Annotated in this window: 18 protein-coding genes and 1 pseudogene; 8 read left to right on the top strand and 11 right to left on the bottom strand. The window is 65.8% G+C overall.

Features of this window, described 5'->3' with window-relative positions:
- Nucleotides 1-292: 292 nt before the first annotated feature.
- From ABH935_RS46070 to ABH935_RS46085, 4 genes are all read right to left on the bottom strand, one after another.
- On the bottom strand, nucleotides 293-1,027 hold the full coding sequence (locus ABH935_RS46070; protein ID WP_370384342.1) for a hypothetical protein: 735 nt from the start codon (nucleotides 1,025-1,027) through the stop codon (nucleotides 293-295).
- Between the two features lie 367 nt (nucleotides 1,028-1,394).
- Complete coding sequence (locus tag ABH935_RS46075) at nucleotides 1,395-1,982, bottom strand: SigE family RNA polymerase sigma factor (protein ID WP_370384343.1); 588 nt, start codon at nucleotides 1,980-1,982, stop codon at nucleotides 1,395-1,397.
- A gap of 560 nt (nucleotides 1,983-2,542) precedes the next feature.
- Nucleotides 2,543-3,448 (bottom strand): alkaline phosphatase family protein, encoded by a 906-nt coding sequence (locus ABH935_RS46080; protein ID WP_370384344.1) that lies wholly within the window; start codon nucleotides 3,446-3,448, stop codon nucleotides 2,543-2,545.
- Between the two features lie 1,812 nt (nucleotides 3,449-5,260).
- Nucleotides 5,261-5,908 carry a cyclase family protein gene (locus ABH935_RS46085; RefSeq protein ID WP_370384372.1) on the bottom strand — a complete coding sequence of 216 codons (648 nt, stop codon included), beginning with the start codon at nucleotides 5,906-5,908 and terminating at the stop codon, nucleotides 5,261-5,263.
- 683 nt (nucleotides 5,909-6,591) lie between these two features.
- Here ABH935_RS46085 and ABH935_RS46090 point away from each other — a divergent pair.
- Nucleotides 6,592-6,936 (top strand): hypothetical protein, encoded by a 345-nt coding sequence (locus tag ABH935_RS46090; RefSeq protein WP_370384373.1) that lies wholly within the window; start codon nucleotides 6,592-6,594, stop codon nucleotides 6,934-6,936.
- Here the strand turns inward: ABH935_RS46090 and ABH935_RS46095 are convergent.
- The gene (locus tag ABH935_RS46095) at nucleotides 6,887-7,393 is read right to left on the bottom strand and encodes a hypothetical protein (protein WP_370384345.1); all 507 of its coding nucleotides are present in this window, start codon (nucleotides 7,391-7,393) and stop codon (nucleotides 6,887-6,889) included. The two genes, ABH935_RS46090 and ABH935_RS46095, sit on opposite strands and share 50 nt — an antisense overlap.
- A 504-nt stretch (nucleotides 7,394-7,897) precedes the next feature.
- Here ABH935_RS46095 and ABH935_RS46100 point away from each other — a divergent pair.
- Nucleotides 7,898-8,251, top strand: coding sequence for a hypothetical protein (locus ABH935_RS46100; protein WP_370384346.1), 354 nt, complete (start codon nucleotides 7,898-7,900; stop codon nucleotides 8,249-8,251).
- 647 nt (nucleotides 8,252-8,898) lie between these two features.
- Here the strand turns inward: ABH935_RS46100 and ABH935_RS46105 are convergent.
- On the bottom strand, nucleotides 8,899-10,350 hold the full coding sequence (locus ABH935_RS46105) for an MFS transporter (protein WP_370384347.1): 1,452 nt from the start codon (nucleotides 10,348-10,350) through the stop codon (nucleotides 8,899-8,901).
- A 385-nt stretch (nucleotides 10,351-10,735) separates the two neighbouring features.
- Between ABH935_RS46105 and ABH935_RS46110 the strand changes: the two genes are divergently transcribed.
- Nucleotides 10,736-11,359 carry a hypothetical protein gene (locus ABH935_RS46110; RefSeq protein WP_370384348.1) on the top strand — a complete coding sequence of 208 codons (624 nt, stop codon included), beginning with the start codon at nucleotides 10,736-10,738 and terminating at the stop codon, nucleotides 11,357-11,359.
- A 407-nt stretch (nucleotides 11,360-11,766) separates the two neighbouring features.
- Here ABH935_RS46110 and ABH935_RS46115 read toward each other — a convergent pair whose 3' ends face one another.
- Entirely contained in the window at nucleotides 11,767-12,576 is an 810-nt protein-coding gene (locus ABH935_RS46115; protein WP_370384349.1) for an aldo/keto reductase, read from the bottom strand.
- A 1,228-nt stretch (nucleotides 12,577-13,804) separates the two neighbouring features.
- On the opposite strand from ABH935_RS46115, the gene ABH935_RS46120 reads away from it, so the two are divergent.
- The 3 genes from ABH935_RS46120 (at nucleotide 13,805) to aroA (ending at nucleotide 19,645) form a co-directional block, all read left to right on the top strand.
- Complete coding sequence (locus ABH935_RS46120; protein WP_370384350.1) at nucleotides 13,805-17,581, top strand: DUF2961 domain-containing protein; 3,777 nt, start codon at nucleotides 13,805-13,807, stop codon at nucleotides 17,579-17,581.
- A 510-nt stretch (nucleotides 17,582-18,091) separates the two neighbouring features.
- On the top strand, nucleotides 18,092-18,337 hold the full coding sequence (locus tag ABH935_RS46125) for a hypothetical protein (protein ID WP_370384351.1): 246 nt from the start codon (nucleotides 18,092-18,094) through the stop codon (nucleotides 18,335-18,337).
- Nucleotides 18,338-18,397: 60 nt separating this feature from the next.
- The gene (gene aroA / locus ABH935_RS46130; RefSeq protein ID WP_370384352.1) at nucleotides 18,398-19,645 is read left to right on the top strand and encodes a 3-phosphoshikimate 1-carboxyvinyltransferase; all 1,248 of its coding nucleotides are present in this window, start codon (nucleotides 18,398-18,400) and stop codon (nucleotides 19,643-19,645) included.
- 28 nt (nucleotides 19,646-19,673) lie between these two features.
- Here the strand turns inward: aroA and ABH935_RS46135 are convergent, their stop codons facing one another.
- The 4 genes and pseudogenes from ABH935_RS46135 to ABH935_RS46150 all read right to left on the bottom strand — a co-directional run bounded on the left by ABH935_RS46135 (nucleotide 19,674) and on the right by ABH935_RS46150 (nucleotide 20,745).
- Entirely contained in the window at nucleotides 19,674-19,829 is a 156-nt protein-coding gene (locus ABH935_RS46135; protein ID WP_370384375.1) for a hypothetical protein, read from the bottom strand.
- A pseudogene (locus tag ABH935_RS46140) lies at nucleotides 19,830-20,009 on the bottom strand (transposase); the annotation flags it as partial.
- Nucleotides 19,952-20,197 carry a hypothetical protein gene (locus tag ABH935_RS46145; protein ID WP_370384376.1) on the bottom strand — a complete coding sequence of 82 codons (246 nt, stop codon included), beginning with the start codon at nucleotides 20,195-20,197 and terminating at the stop codon, nucleotides 19,952-19,954. The pseudogene ABH935_RS46140 and the gene ABH935_RS46145, both read right to left, overlap by 58 nt.
- On the bottom strand, nucleotides 20,194-20,745 hold the full coding sequence (locus tag ABH935_RS46150; RefSeq protein WP_370384353.1) for a helix-turn-helix domain-containing protein: 552 nt from the start codon (nucleotides 20,743-20,745) through the stop codon (nucleotides 20,194-20,196). Before ABH935_RS46150 ends, ABH935_RS46145 begins: the two co-directional genes overlap by 4 nt.
- A gap of 128 nt (nucleotides 20,746-20,873) precedes the next feature.
- Here ABH935_RS46150 and ABH935_RS46155 point away from each other — a divergent pair, with 128 nt between their 5' ends.
- Complete coding sequence (locus ABH935_RS46155) at nucleotides 20,874-21,134, top strand: hypothetical protein (RefSeq protein WP_370384354.1); 261 nt, start codon at nucleotides 20,874-20,876, stop codon at nucleotides 21,132-21,134.
- Nucleotides 21,135-21,221: 87 nt separating this feature from the next.
- Nucleotides 21,222-21,545: an antibiotic biosynthesis monooxygenase gene (locus tag ABH935_RS46160; RefSeq protein WP_370384355.1), complete on the top strand. Its 324-nt coding sequence runs from the start codon at nucleotides 21,222-21,224 to the stop codon at nucleotides 21,543-21,545.
- Nucleotides 21,546-21,576: the final 31 nt, after the last annotated feature.

Genomic DNA, 21,576 nt, shown 5'->3' on the forward strand with positions numbered 1-21,576 from the left:
GGCTGATGGCAAGGCGTTCTGTAGTCATGGTGACCAAAGCTCGATTCCCCGTCGAAATATTGGGTCGCATCCCGGTGGCAGCGGCTGATAGCGCTGGTCAAGTAGTGATGTCGAGCATCCGCTAGTCAGCAAGCCCGAGATGGCCGATGTTTGTCAGCGTGCTGAGAGGCCGCGATGCGAGGCCTGCCTGAGTACTGCCATAACGTGGGACCGGCCGCCGCATTCGGTTGCCGGCAGCCGGGTCCGTTTGGCGCCCGCGCTTCGCGGAGTCAGTCAGCGGCATGGCAAGAGCTCAACCCATAGCTCCAAAGCCGGCCCAGTAGACAGCCTCCGCGCCCTCCTCAGCGCCGGTCTTAGTCAGCATGTACACGAGGTTTCGAGGGGTCGTGAAACTGGGCCACGTGGCCCCGGGATGGGCACCCTTGAGCTGGTCGGGGGCATCGCCGATTGCGCTGGCGAAGGCCGCAGCCGTGTCCGCCGTGACTACAACGGTCAGAAAGTTGTCGCCAGCGCCAGACTTGCCGGCGACGTCAAAACCGAACTCTGAGGGAGCTACAGTTCCGGCGGCGTAGGTGTGGAACAGAGTGCCGTCGGTAGTGGGCTGGACGGTCGCAGCCGGAGATGTCCGATCCGAGAGGTCACCCCCGACATACAGGGCTCTGACATTATTCGGATCGACGACAAGCTCGGTGATGGAGCCATCGTCGTTACGCTCAGCCCAGGTGAATCCGAAGTCCGGACCAAAGTGTGCGTTGCCGACCTGTGCCTTTAGGGCGCTGGCCGCAGTACCGGTCGGGCCATGGAACACCACAGCCAGCATGCCCTTGTCGCAGCTCTTGTTGATCGCAGGGTTGACAAAGACGACGGCCACTCGGGTAGTCGCGTCCTCTCCGACATAGGCGACCTTCGCTGTCGTGCCGCCGACCAACGCTCTCGCTCGGCTCAGCAGACCGGCCCGTAGTTCGACATCTCCAGCGAGGGACCCTCGGATGCCCCACCCGAACTTGGCCGCGTCAGCGGTGATCACTTTCTCGCTCGTCCCGCATGACGCTCCCGGGACGCTCCCTGCCGGTGCGGGTGGCGCGGTCGGAAGTGGGGGAACGGCCTTCTGCGACGCGGACTGCGACGAAGCTGCTGAGGTCACGCCGCTCCCAGCGAGAGGTGCGGCGCCGGCCGAGGTAACGCTGCTACTGCCGTTCCCGCCGGACGCCCACAGCTGGCCGCCGAGAACGACACCGCCGGCAACTACAAGCGCGGCTGTGGCCGTGTAGCCCTTGCGCCGACGGCTGCGTGCGGCCAACAGGTGCTGCTTGGTGCTGCCGACCGAATCGCCCGAGCCGATCAGCCCGGCGGCGCGGTCGTGCAGCATACGGGCGATCTCGCCTCCGAGGTCATCATCGTGTGCTTGCATTGGTGGCGCCTCCTGTATGTGCTTTCTGGTATGCCAGTTCGTTTTGCGGAGTGGGCATGTCAGGGCTATGATCCACCGGATTCAACAGGTTTCGCATCCTCGCCAACCCTCGTGCGGATTGACTCTTCACTGTCCCCAGCGACTTGGAAAGGATGGCTGCGGTCTCTGCTTCCGTAAGCCCTTCGTAATAGCGGAGGACCAGCATCGTGCGCATTCCCGGCGGCAGTTTCAACATCGCGCGCCAGAGCTCATCGGACCGTTCCACCGCAGCGTAGTCGTCGGTTGGATATGGCCGATCTGACAGCTCCGAAATGGCGTACGTCTTGCGCTTGAGAACCAGGCGCCACCACGAGTTCACGAGATTGACGACGACCTTCCGGGCATAGGCCTCCGGCTGGTCCAGGCGTTCTATGCGCCGCCAGTTGTGGTACACCCGAAGCAGAGCTTCCTGCACGTAGTCTTCGGCCGCGTGCGGGTCTCCACTGAGGAGGTACGCAGTTCGGATCAAGCTGCGTCGCCGGGCCGTCACGAAATCCCAGAACTCCTGCTCTTCGCGGTCGGTCAGAGCCATGGCATCAACCTGCCCCTCTACCTTTGATCAGTGTGCACACCGAACGAGTCACTCATATTAGAGTCGCGTTCGTCCTCAAAAGTTGAGAGGCCCCGCAAAGTTTTTGAGATGACCTTGAAAGCCGCCGTAAGACGCGAAGGATCAACTCGCTGGCTTACGCTGAGGCGAAGTGGCGGTGACTTCTGTATCACGGCAGCACAAATCGCCGTCACGGCTACTCCGAAACGGCGATGCCTTGCTCCGATATTTATGTGTCTTCGTTCCGGGCTGCGGCGAGTCCAACTACAAGCCTGGTCCCGGAGAAGAGCCCATCGCGCTGCCAGTAGTGCGAGCCTCGATTCGCCGAGCATCCCCGTCGGCCGACTAATCGCGGTTTGTGGCTACCCGGGCACCGCGTAACGGGGAGCCGCGGTGCCCGGGCAGAGCGGTCCAGCCGAGGCGGTCCCGCGCCTGAGGCGGGCCGACCAACAGCGGATCGCTGTTCAGGAAGTCTCGCCCACGTCAAAACATCGAGGCTGAGCCTTCGCCGACGACGTCGGCGTCAGTCACCGGCTTTCGGCTCATTGCCAAACGTCTGTGATCGGCGTGGTATTGGCGGCGGCACCGTCGTGCGGCAGGCCGTACATGTCTTCGATCGTTCGCAGTACCCGATAATGGTCGATGTACTCGTTGTATGTTCCGGGAGACACGCCGGCGCCGAAGAAGATCGTGGGCACCTTGTTGCCGTCGCCACCCAAGCCGAAGGCGATGGTGCCGTCCTCGTCCCAGGTGAGGATCAGCAGGCTGTTGTGTGAGGTCGCCCATTGCGCGTAGGGGCCGAGATTGTTGTGGACCCACGAGTCGCCGATGTCCCGGCCGCAATAGTGCATGTCGTTGCACAGATTGGGGATGACGAACGAGACGCTCGGCAGCTGGGTGTAGTCGGATGGGAAATCCGCGAAGGTACGATTGCTCGCCGATGGGACGTTGGTGAAATCGACCCAGGGGTTGTGCTTGCGGACGTAGCCGAGAGAGAAGTCTGAGCCGCACTCGGTATCGCCGTCGAAGGCCAGATCTTCCGAGTATCCAGCGAAGCTGAGACCCGAGTTCACCAGGTCGGAGCCCAGGTTCGGGACACCGGCAAAGGTCTGGGGACAGTTGTCGCTGGTCACTCCCTGCGTGGATCCCGAGAAGAGAGCGAGATAGTTAGGCTGGCTGGGGTGCGCTACAGCAAGCGAGTTCGTGAAGACTGCCCCCTGCGACGCAAGGCTATTGATATACGGGGCTTCGTCCGGCCGCCCGATGATGTCACCGGCGTTCTTGTTCTCCATCACCACAACCACGACGTGATCGGGTCGAGGGGGCAGTTGCGAGGTGGCGGACGAGGCCGTCGACGCACTCGCCCCCGTGACAGCCGTCGCCGCCAGCAATGTCGCCCCCAGCGTTGCAGGCGTCGACCTTCTCATGGCTTTACCTCGGATTCCCATGGGTCACTCTCCTTTGAATGGCATCTCTAGATGCCGTGGCGGATGCGATCTGTGGCTGGGACCTGGAGTGTGGTGGGCGATCGCAGGAGTTCGGAGAATTGCCAGCGATAGGCCTGCATCAGTCAAAACTGCTGGCTTCGGTGCCGCCTCCGCATATCGAGATACGGAAACGGCCAGGGTGCTGTCGGAGCGAGCATTGGAGGAGCTGATCGCGTTGGAGTCGACGGCCGATGTCAGCTCTGACCCCGTCTAGCGAGGGACGACCATGACCCACCCACAGTAAGCAAAACCCGAGACGGAGCGTGACTACGACAACCGGGTATCGGGACCACCAAGGCGCCGGGCATGCTCCCGCACCCGTACGCATAGGACCTGCACTCCGACAGGCGTCTGCGACGCGCGGACTGACATCGCCGCGCGGATTGGCACCCGTTCCAAGGCGCCGTGCCGTCGCACAGGCAGCGTTTGCGCCTCGCTTTCACCAGTGCCGCCAACGACGCAGGTGACTCCCTGCTAGCTGTCGTCGACGGAGGCAATAGGGTCCGCTCTCCCGTCGCTGCGGCGATCATCCCAAGACTCCGTGCCGTGGTAGCTCCACTACAAACCCACACAGATGTCTCCCCCATACAAGACCAACAGCCCTGACGCCGACGTTGAGACAATCATGAGCGACCCCGCTGCCAAACTGATGCCAACGCCATGCCATACCGCGCTGATGCGATGGGCAAATCGCGTAGTAGGCCGGTAGTGGTGCGTTGGCAGGGTTTTGATCTGGTGTCATGCTGCGGGGCGTGGCTTCGGATCAGATTGCTGGGGCGCTACCCGGGCTGGAGGCATACGCTGCCGAGGTCTTCATGGATCTGGCCCGAGTAGATCAGAAGGACGAGGAACGCCTACGCGGTCGACATTGTCGGCTTCGGGTCAGGACGGGACCCCTCGCCCGGGTCGCTCATCAGTACTGCGGAGCCCTGATCCTCAATGAATCGCGGGTAGCACGGATGGTAGCGCGACCCGCGCACATCGATCAGGGAGCGGCTGCGCCGGCTGGGCAAGACCGACAACGGGATCGTGACCATCACCGCGGTCTGAGCCGACGAGCGCGTCACCCTTGGCCGTCGGCTGTCGGCTGTCGGCTGTCGGCTGTCGGCTGTCGGCTGTCGGCTGTCGGCTGTCGAGGAACGTAGAACACAGCCTTTGGACCGTTGCGTCAGCTTGCCGGGCTTCCATTGGTGCAGGACCACGATGCCGCCGTCGAGGCTAGTCGAGTCTACGAATTCGAAGCTAAAGCGACCCATACCATCGAGCAAAGCGGCTGCCCGGTCGTTATCGAGCGCCAGGACATCGTGTACCGCGCGAGGTAGTCGAATGCCCCAGACCCGGTGCCGGGGGTCGTACCGGACGTCGCCCGACTACTGTCTCCGAGCGCGTCTGGAATTTGGAGGTCGGCCTTCCCTGCTCTTCCGCTTCTCGGCGCTGACCTACAACGCCCGCCTTATCCGCTACGACCGCGACTACGCGATGGGTGTGGAGGGCTACCCCGGCCTGGTGACCCACGGTCCACTCCAAGCTCTGGCGATGGCCGAGGCCGCATGCCGCCAGGGAGTCGGCGGCGACGTCGACTACAAATACCGGCTTGTGGCGACGCTCGCCGAGTTCCAGAGAATGGCGACGCTCGCCGAGCCCAGTCCCGACGGTGTCGAGACGTCGGTTCGTGACGTATCCGACCGGACGACGGGCCAGGAGACGGCTAACCCGAGCAGGCGCGACCGAACCGCCGTCAACGCGGGCCCGACCGGGTGCCTGCGGCACGCCTTAGAACGTGGCGAAAGCCCGCACGGGAAACGAGGGCAGTCCGAGGAATGCCACGGGCGCTCCGGTAAATCTTGACCCGCGCGACGGTACCGCCCCGAGATTGGTCAAGTTCTCCACGATCAGCACGCCGGCTCGCAGCAAGCCGGTGTGAATGGGGCGTTCGCCCGTGCTGGTCCCGTCGATGTTGACCGAGTCGATGCCGACGAGCACCGCGCCGCTGCGGACGAGCCGATCGCCGGCCGCCTCAGTCAGGTGGGGGTGCGCCTGTGAACCGTACGCATCCGTACCCCAATGGCGGTCCCAGCCGGTGAAGAACAGCACCGCACAATCGGAGACGTCGGCGGGCACACACTCGTCATCGATTTCGGTCAACCCACGCGCATCCACAACGACGGCCGGAAGCATCGCGCACCGTTCGAGAGCGACCTGGCCCACGTCCGCTCCGTCGGGAAACCGGTGCAGCGGAGCGTCGAGATAGGTGCCCGTGCAGGTGAGCATGGAGAACCGACTGATCTGGAACTCGGTCCCCTCCGCGTAGTGACTCCGTGACTCCTCAAACGTCATGTAGTCGCCGATCTCCGGCCCGGGCAGCCCCGGATAGGTGCTCATCCCCGGCCTCACCAGGTGGCTAAGATCGATGACTGGCATGGCGACATGATTCCACAGGCGACACACCTCGGCGACCGGTGCGGGGGCGTCGGCGCAGTCGGAGAACTGATCGATATTTGTCACCGCAGAGAAATCGTTCAGCCTGCGAGACATCCGAACTGCGGTCAAGTTGGATTCTGGCTGCTGCGGACGTCCGTTCGGCCCAGCACAACGTCGCGAGTCCAGGTCTGCTCGCCGGGCGCGACGGCGCCGCTCATGCGTCGTCCTGGCTGTACCGCAGCCATCGTCAAACATTGAACCTGCCGTGTGTGCCCGGCTGGCCAACGATCTGCACAGCTCAGACACCCAGCCCAACGTCCGGAGTTGGTCCAAGCTGTCTATAACAACCGAGCCACCGCTCTAGCGATGGCCGGGTTACTACCAGCGCGAGGCAGGGGCGCCATTGGCTTGGCGTCGCGGGCTACCACCTGAAACGCCCACGGCCGTACCGGCCGGTGTTCAGCTTCGCATGGCGCGCGGTGTGAGACAGCGGTGTCACGTGACGGCGGGACGCTTGATCGCAGATGGCGGCCTTCTCCAGAGAGCGTTCGTTGATCACGACCGCGCAGGTCGGGACGAGGTCTTCGAGCTTGGCACAATGATCCTTCAGGCCGTGCGGGCCTTCCTTGGAAGTGCTCGCCCACACGGCCCCTGAAACCTTCAGCGAACTGGTCGCCGTCGGCGTGGAAGGTACTGGCGCTTATGGCACGGAACTGGTCCGTCACCTGCGCGCTGAGGACGTGACCGTTGTCGACGTGGACCGGCCGGACCGGCGGGCCCGGCGTGCCAGCGGCAAGTCCGAGTCCGACCCGGTCGACGCCTACGGCGCGGCCACCGCGGGACTGTCCGGCCGGGCGTCGGACATCCCGAAGACCCGTGACGGCATCGTGGCGGCGATCAGGGCTCTGCGCGTGGCCCGGGCCAGAGCGGTCAAGGCCCGCGCCCACGCCCGCATGCTCGGCGCAGCCGATATGAGGTCTATGAAACGGTCAAGGTCCCGTAGGCATGCTTGTCGTTCACGTTCGTGATTCGCCCATAGGCCGTGAAGCTGTCCGTTCCGGTGGCCGTGGCCGTCAGCGTGACCTTGAGAGTCATGGTCGCGCCGGCCTGAAGCTGCGAATTGCCGCAGTAGATCGTCTTGACGACGTTGCGGCAACCGACACTGACCGACGTGATGTGCTGATTGGCCCAGTCGGGGTTCTCGATTCCAAGCGCCCCCGACGTCACCGACGAGGTGTTGTTGGTGAGCGTCGCGGTGAGCGTCACTTGGCCGCCGACCGTCGTCGCGGACGGGTTGACCGTGAGGTCGACGGTGATCGGCCCGGAGACAGAGGAATAGGCGCGAGCTGATCCAATGTCGCCCGAGCGAGGGGCTGCCGTACTCGCAGAAGCCGGACTTGCGGTGACGGCCAGCACAGCCACGGCGCACCCACCGACCGCCGTAACGATCTGAGCTCTCCATCTGCTGCCAGTCAGCTTGCTCATCGATTCTCCCAATCTCGTTGAAACAATGTGAGGCTTATGGTAGAGAAAAGCCCTTTCAGATCACTGCCAAAAGGCTTCCATGCGGCCGTTGGCAACATGAGACTTGGACTGCACACGGTTCCCCACTGGCATGCTCGGCAAGCGTCTACCAGTTCGCCCGCGACAGCTCAGCGATCAACGCCCTGAGTATCGCCGTCGCCTGAAGCCGCGGCTCCACACAACCGTTGACAGCCGCCTGCTCAGCCGCTGGAAGCCGGAAGCGGCGGCTCGATCACCAGGAGCCGGCGCCAACCCGGGACCAGCCAGCGGTTTTCAGTCCCGAGGGGCATATCTTAGCCACGTCCCACTTAGCCTCCGATACTCGGTGGCCCGGGCATTGAGTTCGGGGTTTGATATGCGAAAGGTACTGCCTGCCTGCAAGGATGCGATTGTCTAGGTCGTATCCGGCGCGAGAACAGGAGCACCTTTCGGGTGCAGGGTATCGGGTGGGCGCGCCGGCTGAAAATGGTGGCCGACGCCAAAGGGCTGATCGGCCATGCCGGGGCGGTGTTGTTGCGGCGGTGCGCGGACCAGGTGGGCCTGACCTCGGGATTGTCGGATACGCTGCGGGTGCGTGGCCGGTCGCCGGGCTGGGACCGGGGCGTGGTGCTGGTGCAGTTGGCGGTGGCGATCTGTCTGGGCGCGACCGCGATGGCGGACATCGCGGTGCTCGATCACCAGACCGCAGTGCTCGGGGCGGCGCCGTCGGACTCCACGGTGCGGCGCGTGCTGGCCGAACAGGACGCCGAAGCGGTCGTGGCGATCACGAGGCCAGGGCGAAGTCCGCGTGCACGTGTGGGGTCTGCTGGCCAGTCGTGAGGCGGGGTTCCCGTGGATCGGCACCGCGGGCCGGATCGTGTCCGGCTGGGTCGTGGTAGGCATGGATGCCACGCTGATCGCCGCGGTCTCGGCCAAGCAGGGTGCTGCGGCGGCCTATAAACGTGGGTTCGGGTTCCATCCGCTGGGCGCGTGGCGTGCGAACACCGGCGAGGCGTTGGCCATGCTGTTGCGGCCCGGCAACGCCGGGTTCCTGGTACGAGTCGTGCCGGAGCTCGCCGGCCGGTGCGCCGCCGCAGGTCACTGGTGCAGGGCTGGGCCGAGGCGGTGTGGGACGTCGGCATCGCCTTTGGGACGGTCGGCGCGCCCCGGGGCAGGCCCTCGTCGGCCAGCACGCCCGCGAGGAAGAGTCCTGACGTGTTCGGCGCGTCCTCCTCGGGCGCAGTAGCACGACCGTGTCGGCCCCAGCCACGGCCCCTAGGGGATCAGCGGGGCGTTCCACGGCACGATTCAGACCACGAGAGCCGGTTTCCGCACGGCCAGCGACAGCTGTCGGCGGACGCTGGGTCGCACGGCCGGATCGGGCGGGACCGGCCCTGCCGCCGACGAGCGGGTGACGGCTGAGCGGCATGCACTGGTTCCTCTTTAGAACCACTTCGATGGTATAGGTGAAGCGAAGTCCTGATCGATCAGGCAGCTCGGGCGAGCGCTGGTGCGCCGCCCGGGCACGGCGCAAGCTCGTGGTGCGCCGCCAACGGTGCTGCGGCGCGGGCGGCGGCAGCCGGCCGCCGGTGCCGCAGCGACGCCAGCGCAGCAGTGGCGACCAGGACGATGACGCCGTCGCCGTAGCCGTAAGCGCTGGAGAACAATCCGACATGCGAGACCGCGATTCCGGCCGCGATCGCGGGTAGGCTCGCACCGAGATACGAGGCCACGTAGATCGCGGTGACCACCTCTGCCCGGTGTTCCACTGGCGCCAGACTCGTAAGAGTGCGCAGGGCACCGGAAAAAGACGGACCGAATCCGGCCCCCGCGATTACCGTCCCGGCGAAGAAAAGGGCAGTCTGCCGGGTCGCCAAGGCGGACATCGCGAGGCACACGCCGATCATGAGCAGGACGGTTCCGGAATACAGGGCTCGCTCGACGGTCCAGGCTCGACCGACGACAGCCATCACGACGCCGGTGCCGTTGAAGGCAACGATGACCGAAGCACCAACCAGATGGTTCGTCGAATGGGTCAGGGTGCCGACGATGGACGGCCCCAGCGAGAGGTACAACCCGGTTAGCGCCCAGGTGGCGATCAAGGCCGGCACCAGCCCTAAGAAAGCGCTGCGGACTTCGGTGGGCAGAGCCACCCGAGGTCGCAGCGACGGCCGGCCCGCGCCCCGCTTCACGGTCTCGGGCAACAGCGCCACCAAAACCAGCACCACGCCGAAGCTGATGACCAGCATGATGAAGACGAGGTGCGTCGGCGCCGGTGCGAACTGCACCAATAGGCCCGCACCCAGCGCGCCAAGCGCGATGCCGCCCGACGACGCGACGTTCGTCATCAGGGCGCCGAGCCGTGAACCGGGCTTCTGCAGGTCAATGAGCATCGCGCTGACGGCCCCCGACGCCGCGCCGTTGGCGATGCCCTGCAGCATCCGGCCGGCGAACAGCCATGCCACGCCACGTGCCTCAGCGAACACCACCATCGAGGCGAGTTCCAGCACCGTGCCGGCCGCGAGCACCGGACGCCGGCCTACCTGATCCGAGATTGAGCCGACGAACAGCAGCGTGGTCAGCAAGGCCAGAGAGTTCATGGCGTAGACGGCGGTAAGGACGATCGGCGAGAAATGCCAGTTGTGCTGGTAGATGCTGTACAGCGGGGACGGCGCCGACGAAGCGAACTGCAGCAGGCACAACAGCGCCGCCAGCGACCAGAATGCAGCGCCCCGCTGGAGGACGGCGCTGCCCCCAGACGCCTTGTCGGTGACCATTTTGTTCCTTTCGGATGTCGCCGCTGAGATGGCCGGGCAGTCCCCAAAGGACGCTGCGCCGGAGAATCGCAGACGTGCGCAGGCGCCCCCTGCCCAACGCAACCGAAGATGGCATCGGTTGCAAGACAACCTTGCACAGGCGTCATGCCAAACCGGTGCCATCGCTAGGCCGCTCCGCAGCGATACGTCGCAGTGACTCGGGCTCCCGCCCCAGCTGGCGAAGGTCCCCGCTGGGAGAGTCGGCGGCGGGAACCTCACGCGCCGCCGCTCGCCGAACCATGCGGAAGCCTCCCGACTACACGCTCCTATCGTCCAGCCGTCAGTTTGAGGCCGACGCGCCAATGTGCGAACGGCCGGGGATGACGACGCCTCCGGGCGCCAGCTAGGAGTTCTCGTGCCGGCCTTTGATCCGGCGTAGCCGTCTGTCGTTGCGGGCGGCTTACCACCCCGCTGGCACGGCGGGGCGAGGCGCCAGTTGCACAAGATCCGGGAAACCCACAGGGATCTTCGATCTCGCCCGTGTTGGCAACCTCTTCAAGCACTGTTCGTGGTCGACAACCGTCAGATCGGGGTGTTCGCCGCCTACGCGTCCTCACACGGTCGGGCGCTGATCGACCGGGAGCTGTATCTGCCCAAGTCCTGGACCGAGGACCCCGAGCGCTGCGCGGCGTCGCGGATACTGGTGGATCGGGAGTCCGCGACCAAGCCAGCAGCCGGCCAGGGCGATGGTCGCCCGGCTGCTGGCCGCTGGCGTGCCGGCCGCGTGGGTCGCTGCCGACGAGGGCTACGGCCAGGACTTCAAGTTCGGCGGATGTGCGAGTCCGCCGGCGTCGGCAATGCGCTGGCCGTGCCCAAAACACAGCAGGTCCGCACCGACTGTGGGATTTGGCGAATCGACCAGGTCATCGATATCGCTCCGGACGACGCCTGGGAGCAGATCTTCGCCGGAGACGGCGCCAAGGGGCCGCGGATCTACGACTGGGTCGCGGCCATGCTTCCTTACGTCCCGGACTTCGACGAACTCGACGATGGTGGGCGGACGTTCGGCTGCGGGTTCCTGGCCCGGCGCAGCCTTGCCACCGGCGAGACCGCGTACTACATGGGCTATGGCCCGGCCGACACCACCATCGACGACCTGGTACGCGTGGCCGGGATGCACTGGGCTATCTAGGAGTGCTTCGGCGCGGCGAAGAACGAGTGCGGCTCGGACCAGTACGAGGTCCGTCGCTGGACCGGCTGGTATCGGCACATCACCTTGGCTATGGCGCCGCCCATGCGTTCCTCGCGGCCCAGGTCGCTGACACCACCGGAAGGGGAGCGGACCCGATCGTCAGCCCACTGTCATACCGCTGTCAGTGGCACAGATCCGACGACTCCTGGCGGCTTTGACGCCGCCGCCGGTACCACGCACCGTCTTCGCGGTCCTAGCCTGGTCGACGTGGCGCAGACAGCGGCAGGCCGTCTCCCGCCGCTGCCACTACCAGCGCCGCAGCCGAACCCGCCCCAACGATCACGACCCCGCCCTACGATCTGGACGAGGCCGAATACCAGGACAAACATCAAACCGCTGCTGGGATACTAGGAGACGCTGCTCGGATCCCAGCCGGTGGTGAGGCCCTCGTCGAGCGCGTCCAGCGTCTGGACGTCCGCCTCTGTCAACGCAAATCCGCCAAGGTCGATGTTGGTCCGGATACGGTCCGGCTTGGACGATCTCGGCAGGGCGACGAAGCCGTGCTGGAGGCACCAGCGCAGCAGGACCTGAGCTGTGGACACCCCGAGCCGATCGGCGATCCGCACGAGAGCCGGATGGTTGAGCCGCGCTCCCTTGGTGAGCGGGCTGTACGCCTCTATGATCACGCCGCGCTCCTGGCAGAGCCGGACCGTGTCCGCCCGGGTCCCGAGCAGGAACGGGCTGAGCTCGATCTGGTTGACGGCCGGGACGACCGCGCTGTGACGAAACAGCTCGGTCAGATGCGGGGCCAGGAAGTTGCTCACGCCGATCGACGCTGCCAGGCCGCTGTCCCGAGCCTCGACCATCAGGTCCCAGGACTTCAGCCGCTGCGAGGTCGGCCAGTGCATCAGCCACAGGTCTACCCGGTCGAGGCCGAGTTTGGCCAGACTCGTCTCCAATGCCGCCAACGGTTCGTTATGGTCACTGTTCCATAGCTTGGTGGTAACCCAGACCTCGTCGCGGGGGATCCCAGACTCCCGAATCGCCACACCGACATCGCGCTCGTTGCCGTACACCGTGGCAGTGTCGATGTGCCGGTACCCCGCCGCGAGCGCGGTGAGCACCGCCACGCGGGTCTGCCGCCCCGCCGGCAGCCGGAAGGTACCGAACCCGAGTGGCGGTATCCGTCGTCCGTCGTTCAGCTCGAAGACTGACATCGATTCTCCTTCTAAGGCTCTGTCCGGCGTATCGGGAAGCGTTCGTCGGCAGGCTGTTGGTCCACAACCGATACGTCCAAACCCCCGACGCGCCGTCGATTGTGCGGTCGTCTGCGACGGTGTGCACGACTTCTGGAGTCGAGTCGCTCGCCAAACCGCCGCACCGTCTGCGCCGACGGCAGGCTCCGCAACAGCCTTGTTCCCGGCTGCCGGCATCGGGTTCGCGACGTCCACACCGACCGAGCCAAACCCAGTGATCAGCCAGGCCACAGCGGATACCGCCCCGAAGTTCAACCGCTTTGAACAAACGAGAACCTCTGGCCACCGAAACCGACGACTGCGGCCAACCGACTATGCACAACCCCAGTGCCAAGCCGGTTCCGTTGTGCTGTCGTCCCGCGCTGTCACGGCCACGGGTCGGATGCTGGTCGCGGGAAGGCTCGAGACGCTGCCGGACGCGGATGGGTCGAGGTCGGCAACAAGCCTGGACTGGCACAGGTGGAGCGGGGGCCCACCTGCTGGTGAACCAGGCGGCCGATGCGATCGCGGCGGATCCGGCGGCGGTCGTGATCCGTCGCAGCAACCTACGGTACGGAGTGGCTGGCATGGCGATGACATCGGTTTGGCAGAGCGCACGTGCAGGGTGTCTCGCGTCAGATGGCACGTTCGGCGGCGTTCGGCAGGAGAGCATCTGTGTGCGTTCATGTTGATCTTGCCTGGCGAGTGCGAGAGGTCGACCCAGCCATACCTTGGGCGTCTGGTCACGGTGATGTGGTGTGACAGTGGACACGGCGCCGCCTGCCGTCACGCTGACAGCAACCTCGTCGCTGTACATCGTGAAATCCCCCGGCCGTCCACCTCGGGCGTTCAACGACAGCGTCTGGCAGGCCAGGCCATTGGCGTTGTTCCGAACGCGACGGGATTCCTTTACTCGACACGGCTCGCCCACGGTCAACGTTTGGCATGTGCATTCACGAGCGAATCCTGATTCTCGGTAGCCCTGGCTGGCGCTTTCGGCACTGGCGATCCGGGCCGCCCTGATATCGATTTCACGACGCCGGAAGCCTCCTCCCAGAGGTGCCCCGTGAAGCAAAAGTCTGGCTTATTTCTGGAGCACTGCGCTCTAGCAACACGTTCTTGGACGTCCGTACCACGGGCGATGAATCGATTTAAGAGATCGTCGACACGGCATCGCCCGCTTACCGCTGCCCTGAGGAGGGGTTTCCGCATGCTTTCATCCGCTCCACCCCCTGCGCCTTCCAGACGGCGGCGATGGCGGGTCCTCAGCGGCCTCGCGGCGATCGCGCTGGCTGCCGTGACGGCAGGCCTGCCAACCACAGCGGTGGCGGCGCCGAAGGCGGCGGTCGCCACCGCTAAAGGCCCCGTGGGCTGGGATACGTTGCGTCGCCTCGACGAGTTCGCGAATGTTCCGCAGGGCGTTCAGGTCAAGCAGTTCTCGAGTTTCGACCGCGGTCAGCACAACCTCGACCTAAACAACTGCCTGCGCGGCATCGGCACCGGGGGCTGCGTGATGGCAGAAGCGAGCGGCCCCGGGGAGGTCGATTCGATCTGGCTCACCGGAATTGCGACGGTCAACGGGGCGAACGACTTCGGGAACGTCGCCAACATGGGGAACATCGTCATCGTCCTGGACGGCAAGACGATCGTGAACGCGAGCCTGCAGAGTGTAGTGAACGGATCGCTGGGCGCGCCATTCGTCTATCCGCTGGTCGCGAACGCTTCGCAGAGCTCTGGCGGCGTCTATATCGACGTGCCGATGCCCTACACGTCCTCGATGCTCATCTACACCACGGCGGCTCCAAGCCCGGACTACTATCACGTGGACTACCGCACGTACGCCGACGCCACCGGCGTGACGACCTTCGATCCCAGCGATACCGCCCCCGACGTGCTGGCCATGCTGAACGCGGCTGGCACCGCCGATCCCAAATCCGTGCAGGCCGGCGCGACCACGGCCACGGCGGGGCCGTTCACTTTGGCGCCTGGCGCGTCACAGCAGGTGGCGACGGTCTCGGGGCCCGCATCACTGTCGGCGCTGCGCCTAACCCTGCCGCAGCTCGCTCCGCCTCCGAGCCAGGTCGACCCCGCCGATGACGGGCGGGCATTCGGGTCCGGGGGGTCGAGCTCGTTCACGCTGGCCGTCGATCCGGCGAACCAGGGGGTACGGCTTACCAAGCGCCTCGACGCGTCCATCGCCAACCAGGTCATGAATGTCGCGGTAGACGGAACTGTCGTCGGCCAATGGGCTGCGCTGCCGCAGTCCTTGGGCAACTACGTCGACGAAGCCGTCGACCTTCCTGTGTCGGCGACTGGCGGTAAGTCGTCTATCACCGTCACCAACACGTTCGTGTCCTCGACGCTGGACGTCAACGAGTTCCACTACTGGGCGGACTCGCTGGTGAACGGCCTGATGAGACGCACTGATTCGCTCGACGTCGGCCCGAACCACACCGCCGACGAGTCCGCGCACCACTACTCGATCGCCAAGGAGACCTGGGAGGGAACGCGAGGCCTGGGGGCGCTGCGCTACGCGCCGAACTCGGTCCCGCAGCTCACCGATGACGGCCGCGCGTTCGGAGCCGGCGGGTCCAGCCGATTCACGGTCGCCATCAACCCGGCCAACAACGGCGTGATCCTCACTCGGCGCTACGACAGCAGCATCCCCAACCAAGTCGCGAACGTGACGGTCAACGGCGTCGCGCTGGGACAGTGGAAACCGACGAGCGTCGGGCCGAACGGCCAGTTCTGGGCCGACGAGAGCCTAACCGTGCCGGCGTCGATCAGCGCAGGGCAGACATCTTTGACGGTCACAAACACATTCGCGTCCTCATACCTAGACTTCAACGAGTTCCACTACTGGGCCGACTCGATCGTGAACGGCAACCAGCAGCGCACCGACACGGTCGACGTCGGGAACACCGCCAGCGAGGGCGCCCACGCTTACACGATCGCCAACCAGACCTGGAGCGGAACCCGCACTGTTGGCTACGTCCCCTCGGCGGTCGTTGACAGCAACGCCATCCTGACCGGGGCGCGGATACGGATCTCCTTCGACGGGGCCCAGACTGTGGATGCCCCGCTGGGAGAGTTCTTCGGGTCCAGCCGGTACGACGCACAGGTACGTTCCCTGATGACCGGGATGGACCCGACCAACGGATTGCTTTCAGCCTGGTGGCCTATGCCGTTCGGTAGTACCGCGGTCGTCACCATGTACAACGGCGGCCAGGTCCCGCTTTCGGGCGTCGGCGCGCAGGTGACTTCGGCACCTTGCTCGACCTGCGGCTCGCAACTGTCATCCGGCCAGATCGGGTACTTCCACGCCACCTCGCATTCGATGTCGGCGGCCCAGCAGATCACAGGTCAGGATTACACCATCCTGACGGCCTCCGGCCGCGGCAAGTTCGCGGGCGTCGCCTTGGGAATGGCCGGACCCAGTTCGCCCGCGTACTCGCGGAACTACCTGGAGGGCAACGAGCGGGTCTATGTCGACGGGTCTCGTGGGCCGAACCCGAACGGCACCGGCACCGAGGACTACTTCGACTCGGGATGGTTCTTCGCCAACGGTCCGGCCACATTGCCATTCAACGGTAATCCCTCACATCAGGCCGGAACGTACGGCTGCCCGGCCAACGTGGACTGCACGTCGGCGTACCGGCTGACAGTCAACGACGCGGTGCCCTTCGACTCCTCGATCAATTACGGCATCGAGCACGGCGCGAGCGGCCCCATGGGAGACAACGTCGTGGCCGATTACTCCTCGACCGCCTTCTGGTACGGAGTGAGCAGCGTCGGACAGAAGACCACTGACACGCTGACCGTCGGCGACCCCGCCAGTGAAGCCAGCCACGGCTACACTTCCGGCTCTGCGGCCGGGAACATCGGGCGCCTGACGGACACCTTCGAAGGCAATGACGGGGCCCCGACACCCGTACCGATGCTAGAACGCACCACGCAATCGGCCGTATCGTTCAACCTCGCGGTGGATCCCGCCAACGCCGGAGTCACACTGATCCGTTCCAGCGACCAGGAAGTCGGATACCAGCAGGCTGTGGTAACAGTGAATGGACAGGCCGCAGGAACATGGCTGGAGCCGTTCGCCAACCCGTTCCATCGACTACTGGATGACAGCTTCCAGATCCCCGTGCCGCTGACTGCGGGCCAGTCGAGCTTGGCCGTCACGATCACGCCCTCGTCCGGCAGCCCGGCCTGGTCCGCCGCACAGTACCGCGCGCTGTCGCAGGTTGCCCCGTTTGCGGACACTACGGCGCCCAGCGCAGTGTCAGCCGCTGCTGTCCACGCGACCGACTCGGGATCGACGCTGGTGACCTGGGCGCCTGCGACGGACGATGTCGGCGTCGACCACTACGCCGTGTACGCGGCGCAGGGCGCCGCGCCGGCCATCGACGCGGCGCATCTGGTGGGCACTGCACACGGTCCGTCGTTCGCCCACACCGGCCTGGCGTCGGGCCAGAACTGGCACTACCGAGTCGCCGCGGTCGACGCGACGGGCAATGCCGGGGCGGCCTCCCCGGACGTCGCGGTCACCGTCACAGCCCCCGTGAAGATCGAGGCCGAATCGTTGGTGGGCAGCGCGACTGGCACGGCCCCCGCCGTGGCGCAGTCGAACTGCTGCAACGTCACCTGGTCCGGTAATGCCGAGCTTTGGATGCAGGCCACGGCTCCTGGCCAGTTCACGAAGGTGACGTTCAACGTCCCGGTTGCAGGACGCTACGACCTCTCGGCAGTCCAGACCACCGCTCTCGACTACGGCATCGTAAGCGTCGCGCTGGACGGCGCGGCGGTGGGCGGACCCTTCGACGGATACGCGCCGACGGTACGGATCACGAACAACGCCCAGGAATATGGGGCGGTCGACCTGAGCGCGGGGAGCCACACCCTGACCCTGACGGCAAGTGCGAAGGATCCCTGGGCCATCAACTACTACGCGGGATTCGACTATTTGGTGCTGAGTCCGTCCAGCTGATGAATCGGCGGCTTGCCGACCGGCACGCCGCCACCGATGCGGTCACCGCCGGGCTGACCTGCTTTAGAGCTCTGGAGTCACAGAGGGCGCGACTATCACATCAAGGCGTTGGAACGAAGAACATTCGGTCGAGACGGATTCCCGCTCCCCCACAAGCGGATCCTGCTCGTAAGATCCACGCCGCCAGTCCCGGAACGTGGACCAGACTCCACGCGCAGTCGGGTAGCCCGGGGGAATCGCGCCCTCGGGCTCCCACAGGTCCGTACCTAAACTCTCGGTTTCTATGGCTCTTGTCATCCTGGTCACCAGACAACAGTGACGGTGTCGGCTCAGGACCAATCGGCGATGAACCGCGTGCGAAACTTGACCGTCCGGTCCCACCGGCCCTGCGCCCGCTTACGACGCCCCCTGAGCTTGCGACACCTATAACAAGAGCCATTACATCAAGTCCTCGATCTGGACCTCCAACCCCCGACAGCGATCCGTGAATTCGCCCAAAGCCACCGTGGTATGACCCGGCTACGCCTGATCGTCCAGATCCCCGGACGCCCGAACCTCGACGAGGCTGCCGATACCCTCTACGCCGGTCGGACCGAAGCATTGCCGGAATGGATCACCGCCATCGAGAAGTACGACGGCTTCCCCATCATCGACCGCACCACCACCCCGCTAGCCATCACAGGCGCAGCCGAGGCGTTCATCGTTGAGGCCGGAATTATCTTCTCCAACGCGGCTACCGAGAGCACGGCCGGTTGAGCAGCCCGCCGTTCTGGACCGCGAAGGCGCTGGAGCAGCACAGCGCATAGGCTCTAGGACATGACCGTCGTGGACATCCCCGGCTCCAAATCGATCACCGCGAGGGCGTTGTTCCTCGCTGCGGCTGCCCACGGCACGACCACGTTGCACCGGCCGCTGTTCTCCGACGACACCGACGGCTTCGTCGAAGGACTCCGCACCCTGGGCTACCAACTGGCGCAGGAGGAACAGCTCTGGCGGATCGAAGGCCGCCCGCACGGGCCGGCGGTCCGCGATGCCGACGTCTTCTGCCGCGACGGCGCCACCACGTCCCGCTTCCTGCCGACGCTGGCTGCGGCCGGCGACGGAGTGTTCCGCTTCGACGCCTCCGCCCAGATGCGCCGCAGGCCCCTCGGCCCGCTCACGCAAGCGCTCCGAGACCTGGGCGTCGATCTGACACACGAGGGCGTTGACGGCCACCATCCGATCACGATCCGCGCGGCCGGCGTCAAGGGCGGCCACGTCGACCTCGACGCCGGCCTGTCGTCCCAGTTCCTGACCGCGCTTCTGCTGCTCGGCCCGCTGACCACCGATGGCCTCACCATCACCGTCAAGGACCTGGTCTCCAAACCCTATGTGGACATCACTCTGGCGATGATGCGGCGCTTCGGAGCCACCGTCGACCATGACGGCTACATCTTCACCGTCGCCTCCGGGAGCTACCAGGCCGCCGACTACCTGATCGAACCAGACGCTTCGACGGCCAGCTACGTCCTGGCCGCCGCCGCCATCACCGGCCGCACTGTCACCGTCCCCGGCCTCGGCTCCCAGGCCCTACAGGGCGACCTCCGCTTCGCCGGTGTCTTGGAGCAGATGGGCGCCACCGTGGACCTTAGCCTCGACTCGGTCACCGTCACAGGTCCCAACGATGGCAAACTGCGCGGCGTGACCGTCAATATGAGGGACATCTCCGACACCATGCCGACCCTGGCCGCGATCGCCCCGTTCGCGAACGGCCCGGTTCGGATCGAAGATGTCTACAACACCCGCGTCAAGGAGTGTGACCGCCTCGACGCCTGCGCCGAGAACCTGCAGGCCCTGGCGGTGCCGGTCGCCACCGGCCGCGACTGGATCGAGATCCAGCCCGCCCAACCCGCGTCGACCCACATCGCCTGCCACGGCGACCACCGCATCGCCATGGCCTTCAGCATCACCGGACTGCGCGTCCCCGGCGTCACACTGGACGACCCAGGATGCGTGACGAAGACATTCCCGAGCTTCCACGAAACGATGGACACGCTCCGACGGACATGGAACCTCTCGGCCTAGTGCAGCACCGCGTTGATCCTTCGGGGGTTCACGCGGCTTTGAGCGGGGTGCCGTCGTAGGTCCAACGGTAGGGCTTGGCGTCGGTCTCGTCGTAGGCCATCACGAACTCGTCGATGTGGTCGGCGAGTTCGTCGCGGCTGGTGAACTGGCCCCGGCGCAGGACGCAGCGGGTCAGTGTGGACAAGAAGATCTCCACTTGGTTCAGCCGTGAGGCGTGTTTGGGCGTGTGGTGGACGTGGAAGCGCAGGCACGCGGCCAGCCAGGCGCGGGTCTTCTTCGAGGTGTGCGAGGGCCCGTTGTCGATGATCAGGTGGATGTCCTGGCCTGCGGTATTGCTGGCATCCAGCAGCCGCAGGAACCTGATGAAGGTGTCGGGTCGTTGCGGGCGATCGTCTCGGTGAGGACCTGGCCGGTGTGGACGTCCAGAGCGGCGATGATGGACACCGTGCCATGCCGGACGTACTCGAACTCCCGGCGGGTGCCGTCCGGGCCGTCCCGGCCGGTCGGGGTCGGGGTGTTTGCGGGAGCGGGCGGTGATCCCGGTCTTCTCATCGATCGACAGCACGACCGCGCCGGGCGGGGCAGGTGCGGTAGAGGGTGCACACGTCGGCGGCGTTGTCGAAGAACTCCGGGTCGGCCGGGCGGGTCAGCCAGCCGCGCACCAGGTGCGGCTTCGATCGGCGCCAGCCAGGATCCGGCCGATCTGCGAGGCAGAGATCCCCAGCTCGGCCAGATGTTCGGCCAAGCAGCCGGTGGCTCCAGGCGGTGTCGGTTCCCGGCGGCACGGCTCTCGCCGCCGCGATCACCTTCAGCCGCTGCCCGGGGTCGAAGCGGGGACGGCCCAATGGGCGGGGCCGCTCGGACAGCGCGGCCCCGCCCTCGGCGCAGAACCGTTTACGCCAGGCGCGGATGGTGTCGGTGTGGCGATGCAGCCTACGGGCCACGGCCGCGTTCGCCTCACTCTCAGTGCAGGCCAGCAGCGCTTTCTCCCGTGCTGCTCGTCCGGCCGGCTCGGTGCGGACGCGGCCAGGCGCTCCAACTTGCCACGCTGGCCCGGCTCCAGCTCGACCACGAACGGACTCCTGATCGCCACGTCCCATCCCAGAGTCTTGATCTCAGTAGGCTGATTCGACGATCATGGTACCCGGGACCCCGCGCCGGGCTCGCCGGACCGGCCCCGGGGCAAGATGTACCACATGGCCAGCGCGAACGACGTCAAAGCCGCCGCGTGCGGCGACGCCTGACCAGCCACGCCCGGCGATGGCTGCAGATCACCGAGGTCAAAGTCCGCTACCGGGCCGGGCACGCCTACATCGACGCGGTCCTGGACGACGGCGAGGAACTGCAGCTGTGCCGGCTGCGCGACACCGGCCATCCCGAGATGTGGGGCTTCGCCCTGTTCACTTACAGCGGGGAGCGCTACGAGGACGACGTCCTACCCACAGGTCGCCCCTTCGGCCCCCGAGCAGGCCCTGGACTGCGCCGCTGAACTCTACCTCGGCGACACGCCCGAGAGTCGACCGAACGGCGGCCGAACCCCGAAGGATCGACACCGGCCTGCACTAGCATGGCCCGCATGATCTGTCGTCTCTGGCGAGGTTGGACCACCAAGGAGAACGCCGACGCCTACGAGCGCATCGTCCGTGGCCAAGTGATCCCCGGTATCGAAGAGCGTCACATTCCGGGGTTCCTCTCGATCGACCTGGTCCGCCGCGAGCGAAAGGACGACGTCGAATTCATGACTCTCATGTGGTTCGACGCGCTCTCCTCGGTGAAGGACTTCATGGGCGAGGACTACGACGTGGCGCATGTGCCCGCCGACGCCCGAGCCGTCCTTGCAGACTTCGACGAACGCTCCGCTCACTATGAAGTGCTCGATCGGCGGGATCAATCTCCCTGACCGCCGCCAGGCCGCCTCAGTTCCGTAGGAG

Source organism: Catenulispora sp. GAS73, from assembly GCF_041262085.1.
GTDB lineage: Bacteria > Actinomycetota > Actinomycetes > Streptomycetales > Catenulisporaceae > Catenulispora.

Excerpts from the sequence above, each read along its gene's own strand:
- ABH935_RS46085 (WP_370384372.1), bottom strand. The coding sequence starts at position 5,908 with ATGCCAGTCATCGATCTTAGCCACCTGGTGAGGCCGGGGATGAGCACC.
- ABH935_RS46150 (WP_370384353.1), bottom strand. The coding sequence starts at position 20,745 with ATGGGACGTGGCGATCAGGAGTCCGTTCGTGGTCGAGCTGGAGCCGGG.
- ABH935_RS46120 (WP_370384350.1), top strand. The coding sequence starts at position 13,805 with ATGCTTTCATCCGCTCCACCCCCTGCGCCTTCCAGACGGCGGCGATGG.
- ABH935_RS46080 (WP_370384344.1), bottom strand. The coding sequence starts at position 3,448 with ATGGGAATCCGAGGTAAAGCCATGAGAAGGTCGACGCCTGCAACGCTG.
- aroA (WP_370384352.1), top strand. The coding sequence starts at position 18,398 with ATGACCGTCGTGGACATCCCCGGCTCCAAATCGATCACCGCGAGGGCG.
- ABH935_RS46095 (WP_370384345.1), bottom strand. The coding sequence starts at position 7,393 with ATGAGCAAGCTGACTGGCAGCAGATGGAGAGCTCAGATCGTTACGGCG.
- ABH935_RS46160 (WP_370384355.1), top strand. The coding sequence starts at position 21,222 with ATGATCTGTCGTCTCTGGCGAGGTTGGACCACCAAGGAGAACGCCGAC.
- ABH935_RS46075 (WP_370384343.1), bottom strand. The coding sequence starts at position 1,982 with ATGGCTCTGACCGACCGCGAAGAGCAGGAGTTCTGGGATTTCGTGACG.
- ABH935_RS46145 (WP_370384376.1), bottom strand. The coding sequence starts at position 20,197 with ATGAGAAGACCGGGATCACCGCCCGCTCCCGCAAACACCCCGACCCCG.
- ABH935_RS46125 (WP_370384351.1), top strand. The coding sequence starts at position 18,092 with ATGACCCGGCTACGCCTGATCGTCCAGATCCCCGGACGCCCGAACCTC.
- ABH935_RS46100 (WP_370384346.1), top strand. The coding sequence starts at position 7,898 with ATGGTGGCCGACGCCAAAGGGCTGATCGGCCATGCCGGGGCGGTGTTG.
- ABH935_RS46115 (WP_370384349.1), bottom strand. The coding sequence starts at position 12,576 with ATGTCAGTCTTCGAGCTGAACGACGGACGACGGATACCGCCACTCGGG.
- ABH935_RS46105 (WP_370384347.1), bottom strand. The coding sequence starts at position 10,350 with ATGGCACCGGTTTGGCATGACGCCTGTGCAAGGTTGTCTTGCAACCGA.